The sequence below is a fragment of the Acinetobacter sp. WC-743 genome (assembly GCF_000335555.1).
Classification (GTDB): Bacteria; Pseudomonadota; Gammaproteobacteria; order Pseudomonadales; family Moraxellaceae; genus Acinetobacter; species Acinetobacter bereziniae.
Window position 1 is genome coordinate 35,175 of record NZ_AMFQ01000099.1, and the last position, 13,379, is coordinate 48,553.

Sequence of the window (13,379 nt, forward strand, 5' to 3'; positions counted from 1 at the left end):
ATTACTCCTCGACTTTACCGCCAGCAGCTTCAACAGCAGCTTTAGCGCCTTTAGTCAATGCAACACCTTGAACAGTGAATGCACGAGTGATTTCACCAGAAAGAACGACACGAGCACGTATCATATCTTTACGTACTACATTCGCAGCTTTCAAAGTTTCAAGTGAAACGATATCACCTTCAACTTTAGCAAGTTCAGACAAACGTACTTCAGCAGTTTTCAAAGCCAATTGGCTTGTGAAACCGAATTTAGGTAAACGACGATATAACGCAGTTTGACCACCTTCAAAGCCTGGACGAACGCCACCGCTTTTACGTGATTTTTGACCTTTGACACCACGGCCACCAGTCTTACCTACGCCAGAACCGATACCACGGCCTAAACGACGGTTTTCACGTTTTGCACCTTCAGCAGGTGCAAGCTCATTTAAACGCAGAGTCATGGCTTATTCCTCTACACTAACCATATAGTAGACTTTGTTGATCATACCACGGTTAGAAGGAGTATCTACCACTTCTACTGTATGACCAATACGACGCAGACCTAAACCTTGTAGGCAAAGTTTGTGATTTTTCAAACGATGCGAAGAAGATTTAGTCTGGGTAACTTTAATCGTTTTCATGATTGATTACCCTAAAATTTGTTCTACTGAAAGACCACGTTTCGCAGCAACTTTCTCAGGAGAAGTCATATCACGCAAACCGTTAAAAGTCGCGTTTACAACGTTAGCTGCGTTAGTAGAACCATAGCACTTCGTCAATACGTTACGTACACCAGCAGCTTCTAAAACCGCACGCATAGAACCACCAGCGATTACGCCAGTACCTTCTGATGCAGGTTGCATGTAAACACGGCTAGCGCCATGACGAGCATTAATAGGATGTTGTACAGTACCATCAACAAGATCAACAGTGATCATGTTGCGGCGTGCAGCTTCAAGTGCTTTAGAAATAGCAGCTGGAACTTCACGCGCTTTACCGCGACCAAAACCTACACGACCATTACCATCACCCACAACAGTTAATGCTGTGAAAGAGAAGATACGACCACCCTTAACAACTTTGGCTACACGATCAACGGCAACCAGCTTTTCAACAAGACCTTCGTTTTGTTCAACTTTAGCCATGATTAGAACTCCAAGCCGTTTTCACGAGCAGCATCAGCCAAGGCTTTGATACGACCATGATATTTAAAACCAGAACGGTCAAATGCAACTTTAGTTACACCAGCAGCTTTTGCACGTTCTGCGATTAAAGCACCTACTTTAGTAGCTGAATCTACATTACCAGTAGTTCCGCTACGTAAAGATGCATCCAAAGTAGAAGCTTGCGCTAATACTTTGCCACCATCTGCAGAAATAACTTGAGCATAGATGTGACGCGGCGTGCGGTTTACACACAAACGAGTCGCACCCAATGCACGAATGTGCAAGCGTGTGCTTTTCGCACGACGCAAACGGGATTGTTTCTTTTCGTTCATAAGAACCTCGCGCCTTATTTCTTCTTAGCTTCTTTACGAAGTACAACTTCGTCAGAATAACGAACACCTTTACCTTTATAAGGCTCTGGCGGACGATAACCACGGATTTCTGCAGCAACTTGACCTAACAATTGCTTGTTAGCTGATTTCAAAATGATTTCAGTAGCAGTCGGAGTTTCAGCAGTTACACCTTCTGGAAGAGCGTAATCGATTGGATGAGAATAACCAAGGTTAAGGTTTACAACAGTACCTTTAACCGCAGCTTTATAACCAACACCGATCAGTTGTAACTTACGTTCGAAGCCTTCGTTAACACCTTTAACAAGGTTATTAAGAACAGCGCGAGCAGTACCAGCTTGCATCCAAGAATCACGAGATTCTTTAACTGGAGCAATATGAAGTTGACCTTCTTCCTGTTTAAGCTCGACCAGCGCATGCAGGTTGAAAGACAACGTACCTTTGCTGCCTTTCACTTCGACCTGCCGGCCGTTCTGAGTAACTGCTACACCGTTAGGTACAGTTACTGGGGCTTTAGCCACACGAGACATGAGGAATCACCTATTAAGAAACAAAAGCAATAACTTCACCACCAACGCCCGCAGCACGTGCAGCGCGATCAGTCATGATGCCTTTGCTTGTAGAAACAATTGCAATACCTAAACCTTGCTTAACGCTCGGAAGTGCATCTTTACCGCGATACTGACGTAGACCTGGACGGCTTACGCGCTTCACAGTTTCGATAACTGGTTTGCCTTCAAAATATTTTAAAGTAATTGTCAAAGTAGCTTTGCCTTCAAGATCAGCAACTTCTACATTTGAAATGTAACCTTCTTGTTGAAGTACGTTTGCAATTGCAACTTTCAACTTAGAATTAGGCATAGAAACAGTTTGTTTCTTTGCCATTTGTGCGTTACGAACACGAGTTAACATGTCGGCAACGGTATCTTGCATACTCATTTATAGTCGCTCCTTACCAGCTTGCCTTAACAACGCCCGGTACATCACCTTGCATTACTGTGTCACGTAATTTGTTACGGCTTAAACCGAACTTACGGAAGTAACCATGAGGACGACCAGTTAAACCACAACGGTTACGAAGACGTACTGGAGACGCATTACGTGGTAATGCTTGTAACTTCATCATCGCTTCGAAACGTTCTTCATCAGAAGCATTTACGTTTGCAATTGTTGCTTTTAATTCAGCACGTTTTGCAGCGTATTTAGCAACTGTAGCTTCGCGTTTCAATTCGCGATTAATCATACCTTTCTTAGCCATATCGACCTCTTATTTGAACGGGAAGCCGAATGCACGGATTAGCGCACGGCCTTCGTCATCGGTGCGAGCAGTCGTAGTGATAGTAATATCCATACCACGAATACGATCGATCTTATCAAAATCGATTTCAGGGAACATGATTTGTTCCTTGAGACCCATTGAGTAGTTACCACGACCATCGAATGATTTCGCAGAAAAACCGCGGAAGTCACGAATACGAGGAATCGCAATAGAGATCAAACGATCTAAGAATTCGTACATTTGTTCGCCGCGTAAAGTTACTTTACAACCAATCGGCCAACCATCACGGATTTTAAAACCAGCGATTGATTTACGCGCTAATGTAAGAACTGGTTTTTGACCAGCAATAGCTTGCATATCCGCCAAAGCGCCATCTAACAATTTCTTGTCAGCTGAAGCCGCACCAACACCCATGTTGATGGTGATTTTAGTGATGCGAGGAATCTCCATCACATTAGCCAAACCAAGTTCTTCTTTTAACTTAGCTCGGATTTCGTCGTTATAACGTGTTTTAAGTCTGGCCATAGCCTATTTCAACCTATTACTTCGCTACCGCCACTGATTCACCATTTGATTTGTAAACGCGAGTTTTCACGCCTTCAATCACTTGGTAACCAACACGGTCAGCCTTTTGGGTTGTAGCATTTAAAATTGCCACGTTTGAAATATGAAGCGAAGCTTCTTGTGTAACGATAGCGCCTTCAGCACCTGTTGCACGGTTCGGCTTTTGATGCTTCTTAACTAAATTAAGGCCTTCAACCTTAACTTGGTCATTTGAAACAGACAAAACAGTACCCTGTTTGCCTTTTTCTTTACCTGCGATCACAATTACTTGATCGCCTTTTCTAATCTTAGCCATGATTGCCTCTATTATAGAACTTCAGGAGCCAATGAAATGATTTTCATGAACTGTTCAGTACGAAGTTCACGAGTCACTGGTCCGAAAATACGAGTGGCAATCGGAGCCTTGTTGTTGTTCAAGATAACTGCAGCATTATCATCGAAACGGATCACAGAACCGTCTGGACGACGAATACCGAATTTAGTACGAACTACAACTGCATTCATCACGTCGCCTTTTTTAACACGACCACGCGGAATTGCTTCTTTTACAGTAACTTTAATAATGTCGCCAACAGAAGCATAACGACGATGTGAACCACCAAGTACTTTAATACATTGTACGCGGCGAGCACCACTGTTGTCTGCTACGTCTAGCATACTTTCGGTCTGAATCATTGCCCTACTCCAAAACCGAGCATCACCGGTCGCAATTTCGAAAGGCTCAAAGAGTACTCGAAATTGACCGATGATGCAACAAGAACGTCTAATTACTCAGCAGCTGCTTCAATAACTTCCACTAAAGTCCAAGCTTTAGTTTTTGAAATTGGGCGGCTTTCTTTAATGGTTACAACATCACCAGTTTTAGCAGTGTTGTTCTCATCATGAGCGTGTAATTTTGTTGAACGGCGGATTGATTTGCCATACAACGGGTGTTGAACGCGGCGTTCGATAAGTACAACAATAGACTTGTCCATTTTGTCGCTTACTACTTTGCCTGTTAACGTGCGAACTGTTTGCTCACTCATTGTGCGTTCCCCTGTTTTTCGGTAAGGAGGGTCTTGATACGAGCAATAGTCTTACGAGTTAACGCAACTTCATGCGATTTACCCAATTGACCTGTTGCTTTCGCCATACGAAGACGGAATTGGTTCAACTGTTGCTCATCAAGCAAAGCTGTCAACTCTTCTACCGACTTTTCACGTAGATCTTTAGTTTTCATTACATCACCGTCTTAGTAACGATAGTGGTTTTAAATGGAAGCTTAGCAGCTGCAAGCGTAAACGCTTCGCGTGCCAATTCTTCACTAACACCATCCATTTCGTACAAGATCTTACCTGGTTTGATTTGGCAAACCCAGTATTCCACAGAACCTTTACCTTTACCCATACGAACTTCTAATGGTTTTTCAGTAATTGGTTTGTCTGGGAAAACACGGATAAAGATCTTACCACCACGTTTAACACGACGGCTAATTGTACGACGCGCAGCTTCAATTTGACGTGCAGTCATTTGACCACGTTCAATAGATTTAAGTGCGATTGTACCGAAAGATACTGTGCTACCACGATGCGCTAGACCAGTGTTACGGCCTTTTTGCACCTTACGGAATTTAGTACGTTTAGGTTGCAACATGGATTATTCTCCTTTTTCAGCAGAACGATCATTGCGACGACCACGACGCTCTTGACCTTCACCACGACCGCGACCGCGTTTAGCTGGACGTTCTTCAGCAGGAGCAGGGTTCATGACTTGTTTCATGCCACCTAAGATCTCACCACGGAAAATCCAAACTTTAACACCAATCGTACCGTAAGTAGTTTCAGCACGCATAGTTGCATAGTCGATATCAGCACGAAGTGTATGCAAAGGTACACGACCTTCACGATACCATTCAGTACGTGCAATCTCTGCACCGCCTAAACGACCAGAAACTTCAACTTTGATACCTTTAGCACCAGCACGCATCGTATTTTGAACCGCACGCTTCATAGCACGACGGAACATTACACGTTTCTCTAATTGAGAAGCGATTGCTTCAGCAACTAAACGAGCGTCTAAATCTGGGCGATCGATTTCGTTGATGCTTACTTGCGCTGGAACACCCATAATAGTGGTGAGTTCACGCTGTAATTTTTCAATGTCTTCGCCTTTTTTACCGATCACGATACCTGGACGAGCAGTGCTAATTGTTACTTTAGCAGCGCCTGTAGGACGCTCGATAAGAATATTGCTGATCATCGCGCTTTTAAGTTTCTTAGTTAAAAACTCACGAACTTGAAGATCTTTAAGCAAATATTCAGCGTATTGTTTCGGACTCGCATACCAGTTGGCGTTATGACGTTTTACAACACCAAGGCGGATACCGATTGGATGAACCTTCTGACCCATATCAAACCCCTACCTTAACGGTAATGTGACAAGTACGCTTAGTAATACGATCTGCACGGCCTTTAGCACGTGGCATAATACGTTTAAGGCTCATGCCTTCATCAACGTAAATCGTAGATACTTTAAGATCGTCAACATCTAAACTGTTATTGTGTTCAGCGTTTGCAATCGCAGATTCCAAAGCTTTTTTAACTAAAACTGCAGCTTTTTTGTTGCTGAAGTTCAAGATATTTAAAGCATGCGCAACAGATTTGCCGCGAATTAGGTCTGCAACCAAACGTGCTTTTTGTGCCGAGATAGCGGCACCGCGTAATTTAGCAGTTACTTCCATCATAGCACCTATTAACGTTTAGACTTCTTGTCAACACCGTGACCACGATAGGTACGAGTTGGCGCGAATTCACCTAATTTATGACCAACCATATGTTCAGATACGATCACTGGAACATGGTTACGGCCATTGTGTACAGAAATTGTTAAACCAACAAAATCCGGGAGGATCATCGAACGACGCGACCAAGTTTTGATCGGCTTACGGTTATTAGCCGCGATTGCCGCTTCAACCTTAGCGAACAAGTGCGCATCGACGAATGGGCCTTTTTTCAGAGAACGAGGCATTGTCAGATTCCTTTACTTGTTACTTAACGCGACGGTCGCGAATGATCATCTTAGTCGTACGCTTATTGGTACGAGTCTTGTACCCTTTAGCTTTTTGACCCCATGGGCTTACAGGTTGAATACCTTTGTTACGCCCTTCACCACCACCATGTGGATGGTCTACTGGGTTCATCGCCATACCACGAACGGTAGGACGAACGCCACGCCAGCGTGCAGCACCTGCTTTACCAAGTGAACGAAGGTTGCTTTCTGAGTTAGATACTTCACCTAACACAGCACGACATTCAACGTGTACTTTACGCATTTCGCCTGAACGAAGACGAATGATTGCGTAAGAACCGTCACGACCTAACAACTGAGCAGAAGTACCAGCTGAACGCACTAATTGTGCACCTTTACCGATTTTAAGCTCGATGTTATGTAGTGTAGAACCGATAGGCATGTTACGAAGTGGTAAGCAGTTACCTGGACGAATTGGAGCATCGTTACCAGACTGTACTTTATCACCAGCACGTAAACCTTTAGCAGCGATAATATAACGACGCTCACCGTCAGCATATTTCAATAAAGCAATATGAGATGTACGGTTAGGATCGTATTCAATACGCTCAACTACAGCAGGAATGCCATCTTTGTTACGTTTAAAGTCAACGATACGGTAGTGTTGTTTATGACCACCACCAACGTGACGAGTAGTAATGTGACCGTTGTTATTACGACCACCAGTACGTTTTTTAGCTTCAACCAACGGTGCATAAGGCGCGCCTTTGTGAAGGTGATCATGAACCACTTTCTCTACAAAGCGACGTCCTGGAGACGTTGGCTTACATTTTTGAATCGGCATAATTTTCGTCCTTATTCCGCTGCGCTTTCAGCGGTATCGCCCAAGTCAGCCATTTCAACATCTTGGCCAGCTTTCAGGGTGACGTATGCTTTCTTAACATCAGAACGACGTCCTAATGTACGACCAAAGCGCTTAGTCTTACCTTTAGTGATAGTCGTGTTAACTTTAACAACTTCCACACCAAATAATTGTTCTACTGCTTTTTTGATTTCAAGCTTGTTTGCATCAAGTGCAACTTTAAATACTTGAACACCAGCAGTTTCACCTAAAACTTGTGCTTTTTCTGAGAATACAGGTCCTTTTAGGACTTGATAGATACGTTCGTTGTTCATCCGAGTTCTACCTCAATTTTCTTAGCAGCAGCAACAGACATAACAACTTTATCGAACGCAATCAAACCAACAGGATCGATCCCAGCAGCATCAACCACATCAACGTGTGGAAGGTTACGTGCAGCTAAGTATAGATTTTCATCTACAGCTTCAGTAACGATTAATGCGCGAGTAGCGTTCAAGCCGTTTAGTTTTGCAAGCAATTCTTTAGTTTTTGGAGCTTCAACTGCAAACTCTTCAACCAATACAAGACGATCTTGGCGAACAAGTTCAGCTAAGATACATTGCATTGCACCGCGGTACATTTTACGGTTAACTTTTTGAGACCAATCTTGTGGACGAGCAGCAAAAGTTTTACCACCACCAACCCAGATTGGGCTACGAATAGAACCAGCACGAGCGCGGCCAGTACCTTTTTGACGGAATGGTTTTTTACCACCGCCAGAAACGTCTGCACGTGACTTCTGAGCTTTAGAACCTTGACGACCACCAGCTAAATAAGCTGTAACAACTTGGTGTACAAGAGCTTCATTAAATTCACGTCCGAAAGCAACTTCAGACAATTCAACAGCAGAGCCGGAAACAGTTTTTAAATTCACGTTATTTCCCCTCAGGCCTTGATCGTAGGACGAACGATAACGTCGCCACCAGTAGCACCAGGAATCGCACCTTTAACAACAAGAACTGAACGTTCTGCGTCAATAGATACAATCTCAAGACCTTGTACAGTTACGCGATCATCACCTAAGTGACCAGGCATTTTTTTACCTTTGAACACGCGACCAGGAGTCTGGTTTTGACCTGTAGAACCGATTACACGGTGAGATACAGAGTTACCATGTGTAGCATCTTGCGTACGGAAGTTCCAACGCTTAACACCACCTTGAAAACCTTTACCTTTTGATTGACCAGTAACATCAACAACTTGACCTACTGTGAACAAATCAACACCGATAGTTCCACCAACTTCACGACCTTCAAGATCAGCTTCTGCAACGCGGAATTCTTTAACCAAACGACCAGCAGCAACACCAGCTTTCGCAAAGTGACCTTTTTGAGCGTTAGTTACGCGAGATTCGCGACGTTCACCAGTAGTGATTTGAATCGCTTGATAACCATCAGTTTCAAGCGTTTTGATTTGAGTGATACGGTTAGGATCAACCTCAATCACTGTTACAGGCACAGAAACACCAGCATCTGTAAAGATACGTGTCATACCGCACTTGCGACCGACTAAACCAATAGCCATGTGCATAAACCTCTAAAAAAGCGGCTTAATTAACTTAGAGCGTTAATTAACCGAAAGCCTTAACCCAATGCGATCTGAACATCAACACCAGCTGCAAGATCCAACTTCATCAATGCATCTACAGTTTTGTCTGTAGGTTGAACGATGTCGATCAAACGTTTATATGTGCGGATTTCATATTGGTCACGCGCATCTTTGTTCACGTGTGGTGATGTCAAAACGTTAAAACGTTCGATGCGAGTAGGCATCGGAATTGGACCACAAACTTGTGCGCCAGTACGTTTTGCTGTTTCTACGATCTCTTGAGAAGATTGATCAATTAAACGATGATCAAAAGACTTAAGACGGATACGAATTCTCTGGTTAGACATACCAGTTAACTCCAAGCCAAATATATAAAGAATCACCCTTGACGCATCTCACCCCACTAAATAAGGCAAGTGTCAAAGGCAGTGAAAATCACTAAGGTCGTGATCGATGCCACGACTGTAACGATCTGAATGACTTTCTTCGCCATTCATCCCTTCATATCGAAGGGTCGCCCATTATAACGATTGTTTAACGCTTAAGCAAATAAATTTAGATTTTTTTCGCAGTATTCCAATATTGGTAAAGAAATAAAATGTTTAAGATTTAAACAAAGGTTTAAACCCTTAAAACATAGTCAATTGCATGATTCAGCAACTGGTTTCCAATGACATAATCTGCGTTTGGCGTTTTTTTCAAATTGGAGAGTGACTGATTATGTATATCGCTAAATACCATGCCTTCCTCTTCATGCTCGATAAATATGTTTAAGCTATGCGGTGTAATTTCTGGATGAAACTGGAAACCCAAAACATTTTTACCAATTTGATAGAGTTGATTTGGACATGCTTGATTTTCTGCCAAACGAATCGCACCTTTAGGAATATCAAAAGTCTCACTATGCCACTGCATGACACTGATTTGCTCAGGAAGTTGAAAGTATTCTGCTGGCACATGATCACTTTTGTTGACAAAAGTCCAGCCTAACTCTTGCACATTATTACGGCGCACATTTGCACCAAGTGCATTAGCAATTAACTGCCCACCCAAGCACAAGCCAATTGCCGGTTTCTCAGATGCCAAATAACGTCTAATCCAGCGTTTTTCCACTTTTAACCAAGGAAAGTTTGCTTCATCATTTACACTCATTTCCCCACCCATAATAATGAGCAAATCCACATCATTGACATGAGGTAATGCATCTATATCTAATGCTGAATCTGTCGGTAAAGCAAAAAACTCTGTTGCAGTAATTTCGGCACCCATTGCCTTTAAATATTCATAGCAACTACCAAAGCCTTCACCTGCAATATGTTGAAAATAATGCACTTTAAGTTTTTTCATGTTATCACCTATTCTTGTTGTATCGACTACGCTACAAATCAAAAAACACAGTTCAACAAATGCAAAAATGAAGCCAATATCAGTTTTATTTATTATTTTTCACAAATTATTGCTTTTCGTCACCGAGTGATTATGTTTTCCTTATTTTAGTCCTGATATTTACAAAATTTGAGTATTCTTGTGAAACTAAAACCACAAACAGCTTTAATTCATTCTCCAAGACAAGCGCCACAGTACATCCATACAGTTCAACCTCCCTTATTTCGTGCATCGACAATCATATTCGAAAATACCGATGCACTATTTAATCGCCATTGGACTGATGATTATGACTATAGTTATGGTACCCACGGCACTCCAACAACTTTCACGCTGGGTGACAACATTGCAAAAATAGAAGGTGGTCAATATTGCTTGCTTACTCCAAGTGGGTTATCAGCCATCAACCTTGTGAACTCATGTTTTTTAAGCCATGGTGATGAAGTTTGGGTTGCAGACAATATCTATGGTCCAAATATGGAACATTTGCGCAATCTTGAACAATGCTATGGGATCATCGTCAAAGTTTATGACCCTATTTGTGCTGACTCATTTCAACCGTCTGAACAAGCAAAATTAATCTGGCTCGAAGCCGCAGGTTCAGTCACGCTTGAATTCCCAGATTTGATTAATTTAGTGAAAAAAGCAAAAGCCAAAAATATACTGGTCGCTTTGGATAATACTTGGGGCGCAGGACTGGCATTTAATGCTTTTGATTTTAGCCAAGAACATTTAGCCGTTGATATCAGCATACATGCACTCACCAAATACCCTAGTGGTGGGGGCGATATTTTGATGGGTTCTGTGGTTACACAAGATCGGGCTTTACATCATCAGTTGTATCGTATGCATGCAATACAAGGAATCTCCATATCAGGTGATGATGCTGCCCAAGTACAACGTAGTCTAGCGTCAATGCAATTGCGTTATCAGCATCAATCTCAAAGTACCTTAAAACTCTTAAACTGGTTAAAACAACAAGCGGTCTTTGCACAGGTTTTACATCCAGCGGACCCAGACAATGTGAGTCATGCTTATTGGAAAGAAACTTGTGAAACTCAGCAAAGTGCAGGACTCGTCAGCGTGATCTTCAAATCCGAATTCGATCTCACGGCAGTTCGTAAATTTTGCGATCAGCTTCAACTATTTAAGCTCGGATTTAGCTGGGGCTGTCCAGTAAGCCTTGTGATGTTGTATCAACTTGACCAGATGCGTCAGCTAGCACGTCCACATTTACAACAAGGAATCTTGGTGCGTTTTTGTATTGGATTAGAGGATCCAGAAGATTTAATCTATGATATTCAAACAGCTCTTCAAGCGATTTCAATTTAATTTATATCTGATATTTTTTTAATATAGCGCTTTAATAACTTCACGTATCGCTTTTGATACGTGAAAACTTTTTATCATTGAACACAGATTTACAACATCATCATTTTATGCAATTTTGTATAACAATAAGCATATAAATACCGAGTCAAATGAATAAGATTCGAACTTAGATCAAAGCTATAGGAATAACAATGGGCACACCAATCGTCATTGCAAAAAAGACCTCAGATTCCACTCAAGATATTGTTCTACACTCACAATTTGCCAATCGTCACGGACTCATTGCAGGTGCGACAGGTACTGGTAAAACCGTAACCCTAAAAGTGCTCGCTGAAAGTTTTTCCAGAATTGGTGTTCCAGTATTTCTTGCTGATGCCAAAGGTGATGTATCAAGTATTGCCAAAGCTGGCTCAAGCAACCCTAAATTCGATGAACGCATTAAAAGCTTAGGTATAGACAGTATTCCTTTTGCCGCATCACCAACCATTTTTTGGGACTTATTTGGTGAGCAAGGGCACCCAATTCGCACCACCATTTCAGAAATTGGTCCCTTATTGTTGGCACAAATGTTGAATTTAAATGATACCCAAGAAGGTGTGCTTTCAGCTGTGTTCCGTGTTGCAGACGATCAAGGTTTATTATTGATTGATTTTAAAGATTTAAAAGCCATGTTGACTTATGTCAGCGAAAATGCTGCTGACTTAAAAGCTGAATATGGCAATCTCTCTCCAGCCAGCTTAGGTGCAATCCAACGTAATTTATTGGCTTTAGGAGATCAAGGCGGACAGCGTTTTTTTGGTGAACCAAGCCTAGACATTATGGACTTTATTCAAACTGATTCAAATGGGCATGGCTACATCAACCTATTGGCTGCGGATAAGTTGATGAATACGCCAAAGCTTTATGCAACCTTTTTGCTGTGGATGCTTTCAGAGTTATTTGAGAAATTGCCTGAAGTCGGTGATTTAGACAAACCTAAATTGGTATTCTTTTTCGATGAAGCTCATTTATTATTCAATAATGCCAGTCCAACATTGCAAGAAAAAATCCAACAAGTGGTTCGTCTGATTCGTTCAAAAGGCGTGGGTATTTATTTCATCACTCAAAGCCCACTAGATATTCCTGAAAATGTATTAGGGCAATTAGGAAATCGGGTACAACATGCATTACGTGCATTCACCCCCAAGGATCAAAAAGCAGTAAAAACAGCTGCAGATACTTTCCGTACCAATCCTGAATTCAAAGTTGATCAAGCCATTACAGAATTAGCAGTTGGTGAGGCATTGATTAGTTTTCTGGATGAGCAAGGCACCCCCCAAATTGTAGAGCGTGGTATGGTTATGCCACCCTACTCCTCTTTTAGCCCAATCACACCTGAAGAACGTAAAGCTCTGATGGCACAAAGTATTGTGGCGGGTGTTTATGACAATGAAGTGGATCGTGACAGTGCCTATGAAATGCTTCAACGTAAAGTGACCGACAACACACAGCAACAAGTTGCCTTTGAAGCTGCCGCACAACAAGCCAAACAATTGGAAGAACTCGCAAAACAGCAACAAGTCCTAGACAAACAACAAGCCAAAGAGCAAGAACGTTTACAAAAAGAAGAAGCCAAAGCCGCCGCTGCTCGTGCCAAACTGACGCAGGATGTCATTGGTACATTTGCCAAGAGTGCAGCCAGAACACTTGGCGGTCCAACAGGACAAAAACTGGTACGTGGCTTATTAGGTTCGTTATTTGGTGGGCGTTAATTCTTTTAAACACATCTATAAGGAGCGTTAACGCTCCTTTTTATTTCCCATGCTTTAACCACATATATTACTTATTTTGATATTTGCTTTTTCCTTATCATTTGCTCCGAACTTA

At 42.2% G+C, this 13,379-nt stretch carries 23 protein-coding genes and 1 pseudogene; 2 read left to right on the plus strand and 22 right to left on the minus strand.

Features of this window, described 5'->3' with window-relative positions; all coding sequences use genetic code 11:
- Position 1: 1 nt before the first annotated feature.
- The 22 genes and pseudogenes from rplO to ACINWC743_RS15130 form a co-directional block, all read right to left on the minus strand.
- Entirely contained in the window at positions 2-442 is a 441-nt protein-coding gene (gene rplO, locus ACINWC743_RS15025; protein WP_004825179.1) for a 50S ribosomal protein L15, read from the minus strand.
- A gap of 3 nt (positions 443-445) precedes the next feature.
- Positions 446-622, minus strand: coding sequence for a 50S ribosomal protein L30 (gene rpmD / locus ACINWC743_RS15030; RefSeq protein ID WP_004825182.1), 177 nt, complete (start codon positions 620-622; stop codon positions 446-448).
- Positions 623-628: 6 nt separating this feature from the next.
- Positions 629-1,126 (minus strand): 30S ribosomal protein S5, encoded by a 498-nt coding sequence (gene rpsE, locus ACINWC743_RS15035; RefSeq protein ID WP_004825184.1) that lies wholly within the window; start codon positions 1,124-1,126, stop codon positions 629-631.
- Positions 1,127-1,128: 2 nt separating this feature from the next.
- Complete coding sequence (gene rplR, locus ACINWC743_RS15040) at positions 1,129-1,479, minus strand: 50S ribosomal protein L18 (RefSeq protein WP_004725713.1); 351 nt, start codon at positions 1,477-1,479, stop codon at positions 1,129-1,131.
- Positions 1,480-1,493: 14 nt separating this feature from the next.
- Positions 1,494-2,027: a 50S ribosomal protein L6 gene (gene rplF, locus ACINWC743_RS15045; RefSeq protein ID WP_004725711.1), complete on the minus strand. Its 534-nt coding sequence runs from the start codon at positions 2,025-2,027 to the stop codon at positions 1,494-1,496.
- A gap of 13 nt (positions 2,028-2,040) precedes the next feature.
- Positions 2,041-2,436: a 30S ribosomal protein S8 gene (gene rpsH, locus ACINWC743_RS15050; RefSeq protein WP_004725709.1), complete on the minus strand. Its 396-nt coding sequence runs from the start codon at positions 2,434-2,436 to the stop codon at positions 2,041-2,043.
- Positions 2,437-2,449: 13 nt separating this feature from the next.
- Positions 2,450-2,755 carry a 30S ribosomal protein S14 gene (rpsN, locus tag ACINWC743_RS15055; RefSeq protein ID WP_004825185.1) on the minus strand — a complete coding sequence of 102 codons (306 nt, stop codon included), beginning with the start codon at positions 2,753-2,755 and terminating at the stop codon, positions 2,450-2,452.
- Positions 2,756-2,764: 9 nt separating this feature from the next.
- Entirely contained in the window at positions 2,765-3,301 is a 537-nt protein-coding gene (rplE, locus tag ACINWC743_RS15060) for a 50S ribosomal protein L5 (RefSeq protein WP_004825186.1), read from the minus strand.
- A gap of 16 nt (positions 3,302-3,317) precedes the next feature.
- Positions 3,318-3,635, minus strand: coding sequence for a 50S ribosomal protein L24 (gene rplX, locus ACINWC743_RS15065; protein ID WP_004825187.1), 318 nt, complete (start codon positions 3,633-3,635; stop codon positions 3,318-3,320).
- Between the two features lie 11 nt (positions 3,636-3,646).
- Positions 3,647-4,015, minus strand: coding sequence for a 50S ribosomal protein L14 (gene rplN, locus ACINWC743_RS15070; protein WP_004725701.1), 369 nt, complete (start codon positions 4,013-4,015; stop codon positions 3,647-3,649).
- Between the two features lie 92 nt (positions 4,016-4,107).
- Positions 4,108-4,365, minus strand: coding sequence for a 30S ribosomal protein S17 (rpsQ, locus tag ACINWC743_RS15075; RefSeq protein WP_004725698.1), 258 nt, complete (start codon positions 4,363-4,365; stop codon positions 4,108-4,110).
- Positions 4,362-4,559: a 50S ribosomal protein L29 gene (gene rpmC, locus ACINWC743_RS15080; protein ID WP_004825188.1), complete on the minus strand. Its 198-nt coding sequence runs from the start codon at positions 4,557-4,559 to the stop codon at positions 4,362-4,364. The genes rpsQ and rpmC overlap by 4 nt, the downstream gene beginning before the upstream one ends.
- A complete protein-coding gene (rplP, locus tag ACINWC743_RS15085; RefSeq protein WP_004825189.1) occupies positions 4,559-4,972 on the minus strand; it encodes a 50S ribosomal protein L16 in 414 nt (137 codons plus the stop codon). Before rplP ends, rpmC begins: the two co-directional genes overlap by 1 nt.
- Positions 4,912-5,728: pseudogene (rpsC, locus tag ACINWC743_RS15090) on the minus strand (30S ribosomal protein S3). The gene rplP and the pseudogene rpsC overlap by 61 nt, the downstream one beginning before the upstream one ends.
- 1 nt (position 5,729) lies before the next feature.
- Positions 5,730-6,059 carry a 50S ribosomal protein L22 gene (rplV, locus tag ACINWC743_RS15095; RefSeq protein ID WP_001982638.1) on the minus strand — a complete coding sequence of 110 codons (330 nt, stop codon included), beginning with the start codon at positions 6,057-6,059 and terminating at the stop codon, positions 5,730-5,732.
- Between the two features lie 11 nt (positions 6,060-6,070).
- Positions 6,071-6,346 carry a 30S ribosomal protein S19 gene (gene rpsS / locus ACINWC743_RS15100; protein ID WP_004281508.1) on the minus strand — a complete coding sequence of 92 codons (276 nt, stop codon included), beginning with the start codon at positions 6,344-6,346 and terminating at the stop codon, positions 6,071-6,073.
- A 19-nt stretch (positions 6,347-6,365) separates the two neighbouring features.
- Positions 6,366-7,190, minus strand: a complete 825-nt coding sequence (rplB, locus tag ACINWC743_RS15105; RefSeq protein ID WP_004825191.1) for a 50S ribosomal protein L2 — start codon at positions 7,188-7,190, stop codon at positions 6,366-6,368.
- Between the two features lie 11 nt (positions 7,191-7,201).
- Positions 7,202-7,522 carry a 50S ribosomal protein L23 gene (gene rplW, locus ACINWC743_RS15110; protein ID WP_004825192.1) on the minus strand — a complete coding sequence of 107 codons (321 nt, stop codon included), beginning with the start codon at positions 7,520-7,522 and terminating at the stop codon, positions 7,202-7,204.
- On the minus strand, positions 7,519-8,121 hold the full coding sequence (gene rplD / locus ACINWC743_RS15115) for a 50S ribosomal protein L4 (RefSeq protein ID WP_004816870.1): 603 nt from the start codon (positions 8,119-8,121) through the stop codon (positions 7,519-7,521). The genes rplW and rplD overlap by 4 nt, the downstream gene beginning before the upstream one ends.
- 11 nt (positions 8,122-8,132) lie before the next feature.
- Positions 8,133-8,771, minus strand: coding sequence for a 50S ribosomal protein L3 (rplC, locus tag ACINWC743_RS15120; RefSeq protein WP_004825193.1), 639 nt, complete (start codon positions 8,769-8,771; stop codon positions 8,133-8,135).
- A gap of 59 nt (positions 8,772-8,830) precedes the next feature.
- On the minus strand, positions 8,831-9,142 hold the full coding sequence (rpsJ, locus tag ACINWC743_RS15125) for a 30S ribosomal protein S10 (protein WP_004725677.1): 312 nt from the start codon (positions 9,140-9,142) through the stop codon (positions 8,831-8,833).
- A gap of 274 nt (positions 9,143-9,416) precedes the next feature.
- Entirely contained in the window at positions 9,417-10,142 is a 726-nt protein-coding gene (locus ACINWC743_RS15130; RefSeq protein ID WP_004825194.1) for a type 1 glutamine amidotransferase, read from the minus strand.
- A gap of 180 nt (positions 10,143-10,322) precedes the next feature.
- Here ACINWC743_RS15130 and ACINWC743_RS15135 point away from each other — a divergent pair, with 180 nt between their 5' ends.
- The gene (locus tag ACINWC743_RS15135) at positions 10,323-11,513 is read left to right on the plus strand and encodes a PLP-dependent transferase (RefSeq protein WP_009586050.1); all 1,191 of its coding nucleotides are present in this window, start codon (positions 10,323-10,325) and stop codon (positions 11,511-11,513) included.
- 191 nt (positions 11,514-11,704) lie between these two features.
- Positions 11,705-13,264 carry a helicase HerA-like domain-containing protein gene (locus ACINWC743_RS15140; protein WP_009586069.1) on the plus strand — a complete coding sequence of 520 codons (1,560 nt, stop codon included), beginning with the start codon at positions 11,705-11,707 and terminating at the stop codon, positions 13,262-13,264.
- Positions 13,265-13,379 lie beyond the last annotated feature (115 nt).

Coding starts and splice junctions, on each gene's coding strand:
- ACINWC743_RS15140 (WP_009586069.1), top strand. CDS start 11,705: ATGGGCACACCAATCGTCATTGCAAAAAAGACCTCAGATTCCACTCAA.
- rplN (WP_004725701.1), bottom strand. CDS start 4,015: ATGATTCAGACCGAAAGTATGCTAGACGTAGCAGACAACAGTGGTGCT.
- rplX (WP_004825187.1), bottom strand. CDS start 3,635: ATGGCTAAGATTAGAAAAGGCGATCAAGTAATTGTGATCGCAGGTAAA.
- rpmD (WP_004825182.1), bottom strand. CDS start 622: ATGAAAACGATTAAAGTTACCCAGACTAAATCTTCTTCGCATCGTTTG.
- rplV (WP_001982638.1), bottom strand. CDS start 6,059: ATGGAAGTAACTGCTAAATTACGCGGTGCCGCTATCTCGGCACAAAAA.
- rpsE (WP_004825184.1), bottom strand. CDS start 1,126: ATGGCTAAAGTTGAACAAAACGAAGGTCTTGTTGAAAAGCTGGTTGCC.
- rplC (WP_004825193.1), bottom strand. CDS start 8,771: ATGGCTATTGGTTTAGTCGGTCGCAAGTGCGGTATGACACGTATCTTT.
- rplP (WP_004825189.1), bottom strand. CDS start 4,972: ATGTTGCAACCTAAACGTACTAAATTCCGTAAGGTGCAAAAAGGCCGT.
- rpsJ (WP_004725677.1), bottom strand. CDS start 9,142: ATGTCTAACCAGAGAATTCGTATCCGTCTTAAGTCTTTTGATCATCGT.
- rplO (WP_004825179.1), bottom strand. CDS start 442: ATGACTCTGCGTTTAAATGAGCTTGCACCTGCTGAAGGTGCAAAACGT.
- rpsH (WP_004725709.1), bottom strand. CDS start 2,436: ATGAGTATGCAAGATACCGTTGCCGACATGTTAACTCGTGTTCGTAAC.
- rplW (WP_004825192.1), bottom strand. CDS start 7,522: ATGAACAACGAACGTATCTATCAAGTCCTAAAAGGACCTGTATTCTCA.
- rpmC (WP_004825188.1), bottom strand. CDS start 4,559: ATGAAAACTAAAGATCTACGTGAAAAGTCGGTAGAAGAGTTGACAGCT.
- rplR (WP_004725713.1), bottom strand. CDS start 1,479: ATGAACGAAAAGAAACAATCCCGTTTGCGTCGTGCGAAAAGCACACGC.
- rplF (WP_004725711.1), bottom strand. CDS start 2,027: ATGTCTCGTGTGGCTAAAGCCCCAGTAACTGTACCTAACGGTGTAGCA.
- rplB (WP_004825191.1), bottom strand. CDS start 7,190: ATGCCGATTCAAAAATGTAAGCCAACGTCTCCAGGACGTCGCTTTGTA.
- rplE (WP_004825186.1), bottom strand. CDS start 3,301: ATGGCCAGACTTAAAACACGTTATAACGACGAAATCCGAGCTAAGTTA.
- ACINWC743_RS15130 (WP_004825194.1), bottom strand. CDS start 10,142: ATGAAAAAACTTAAAGTGCATTATTTTCAACATATTGCAGGTGAAGGC.
- rpsN (WP_004825185.1), bottom strand. CDS start 2,755: ATGGCTAAGAAAGGTATGATTAATCGCGAATTGAAACGCGAAGCTACA.
- rpsS (WP_004281508.1), bottom strand. CDS start 6,346: ATGCCTCGTTCTCTGAAAAAAGGCCCATTCGTCGATGCGCACTTGTTC.
- rpsQ (WP_004725698.1), bottom strand. CDS start 4,365: ATGAGTGAGCAAACAGTTCGCACGTTAACAGGCAAAGTAGTAAGCGAC.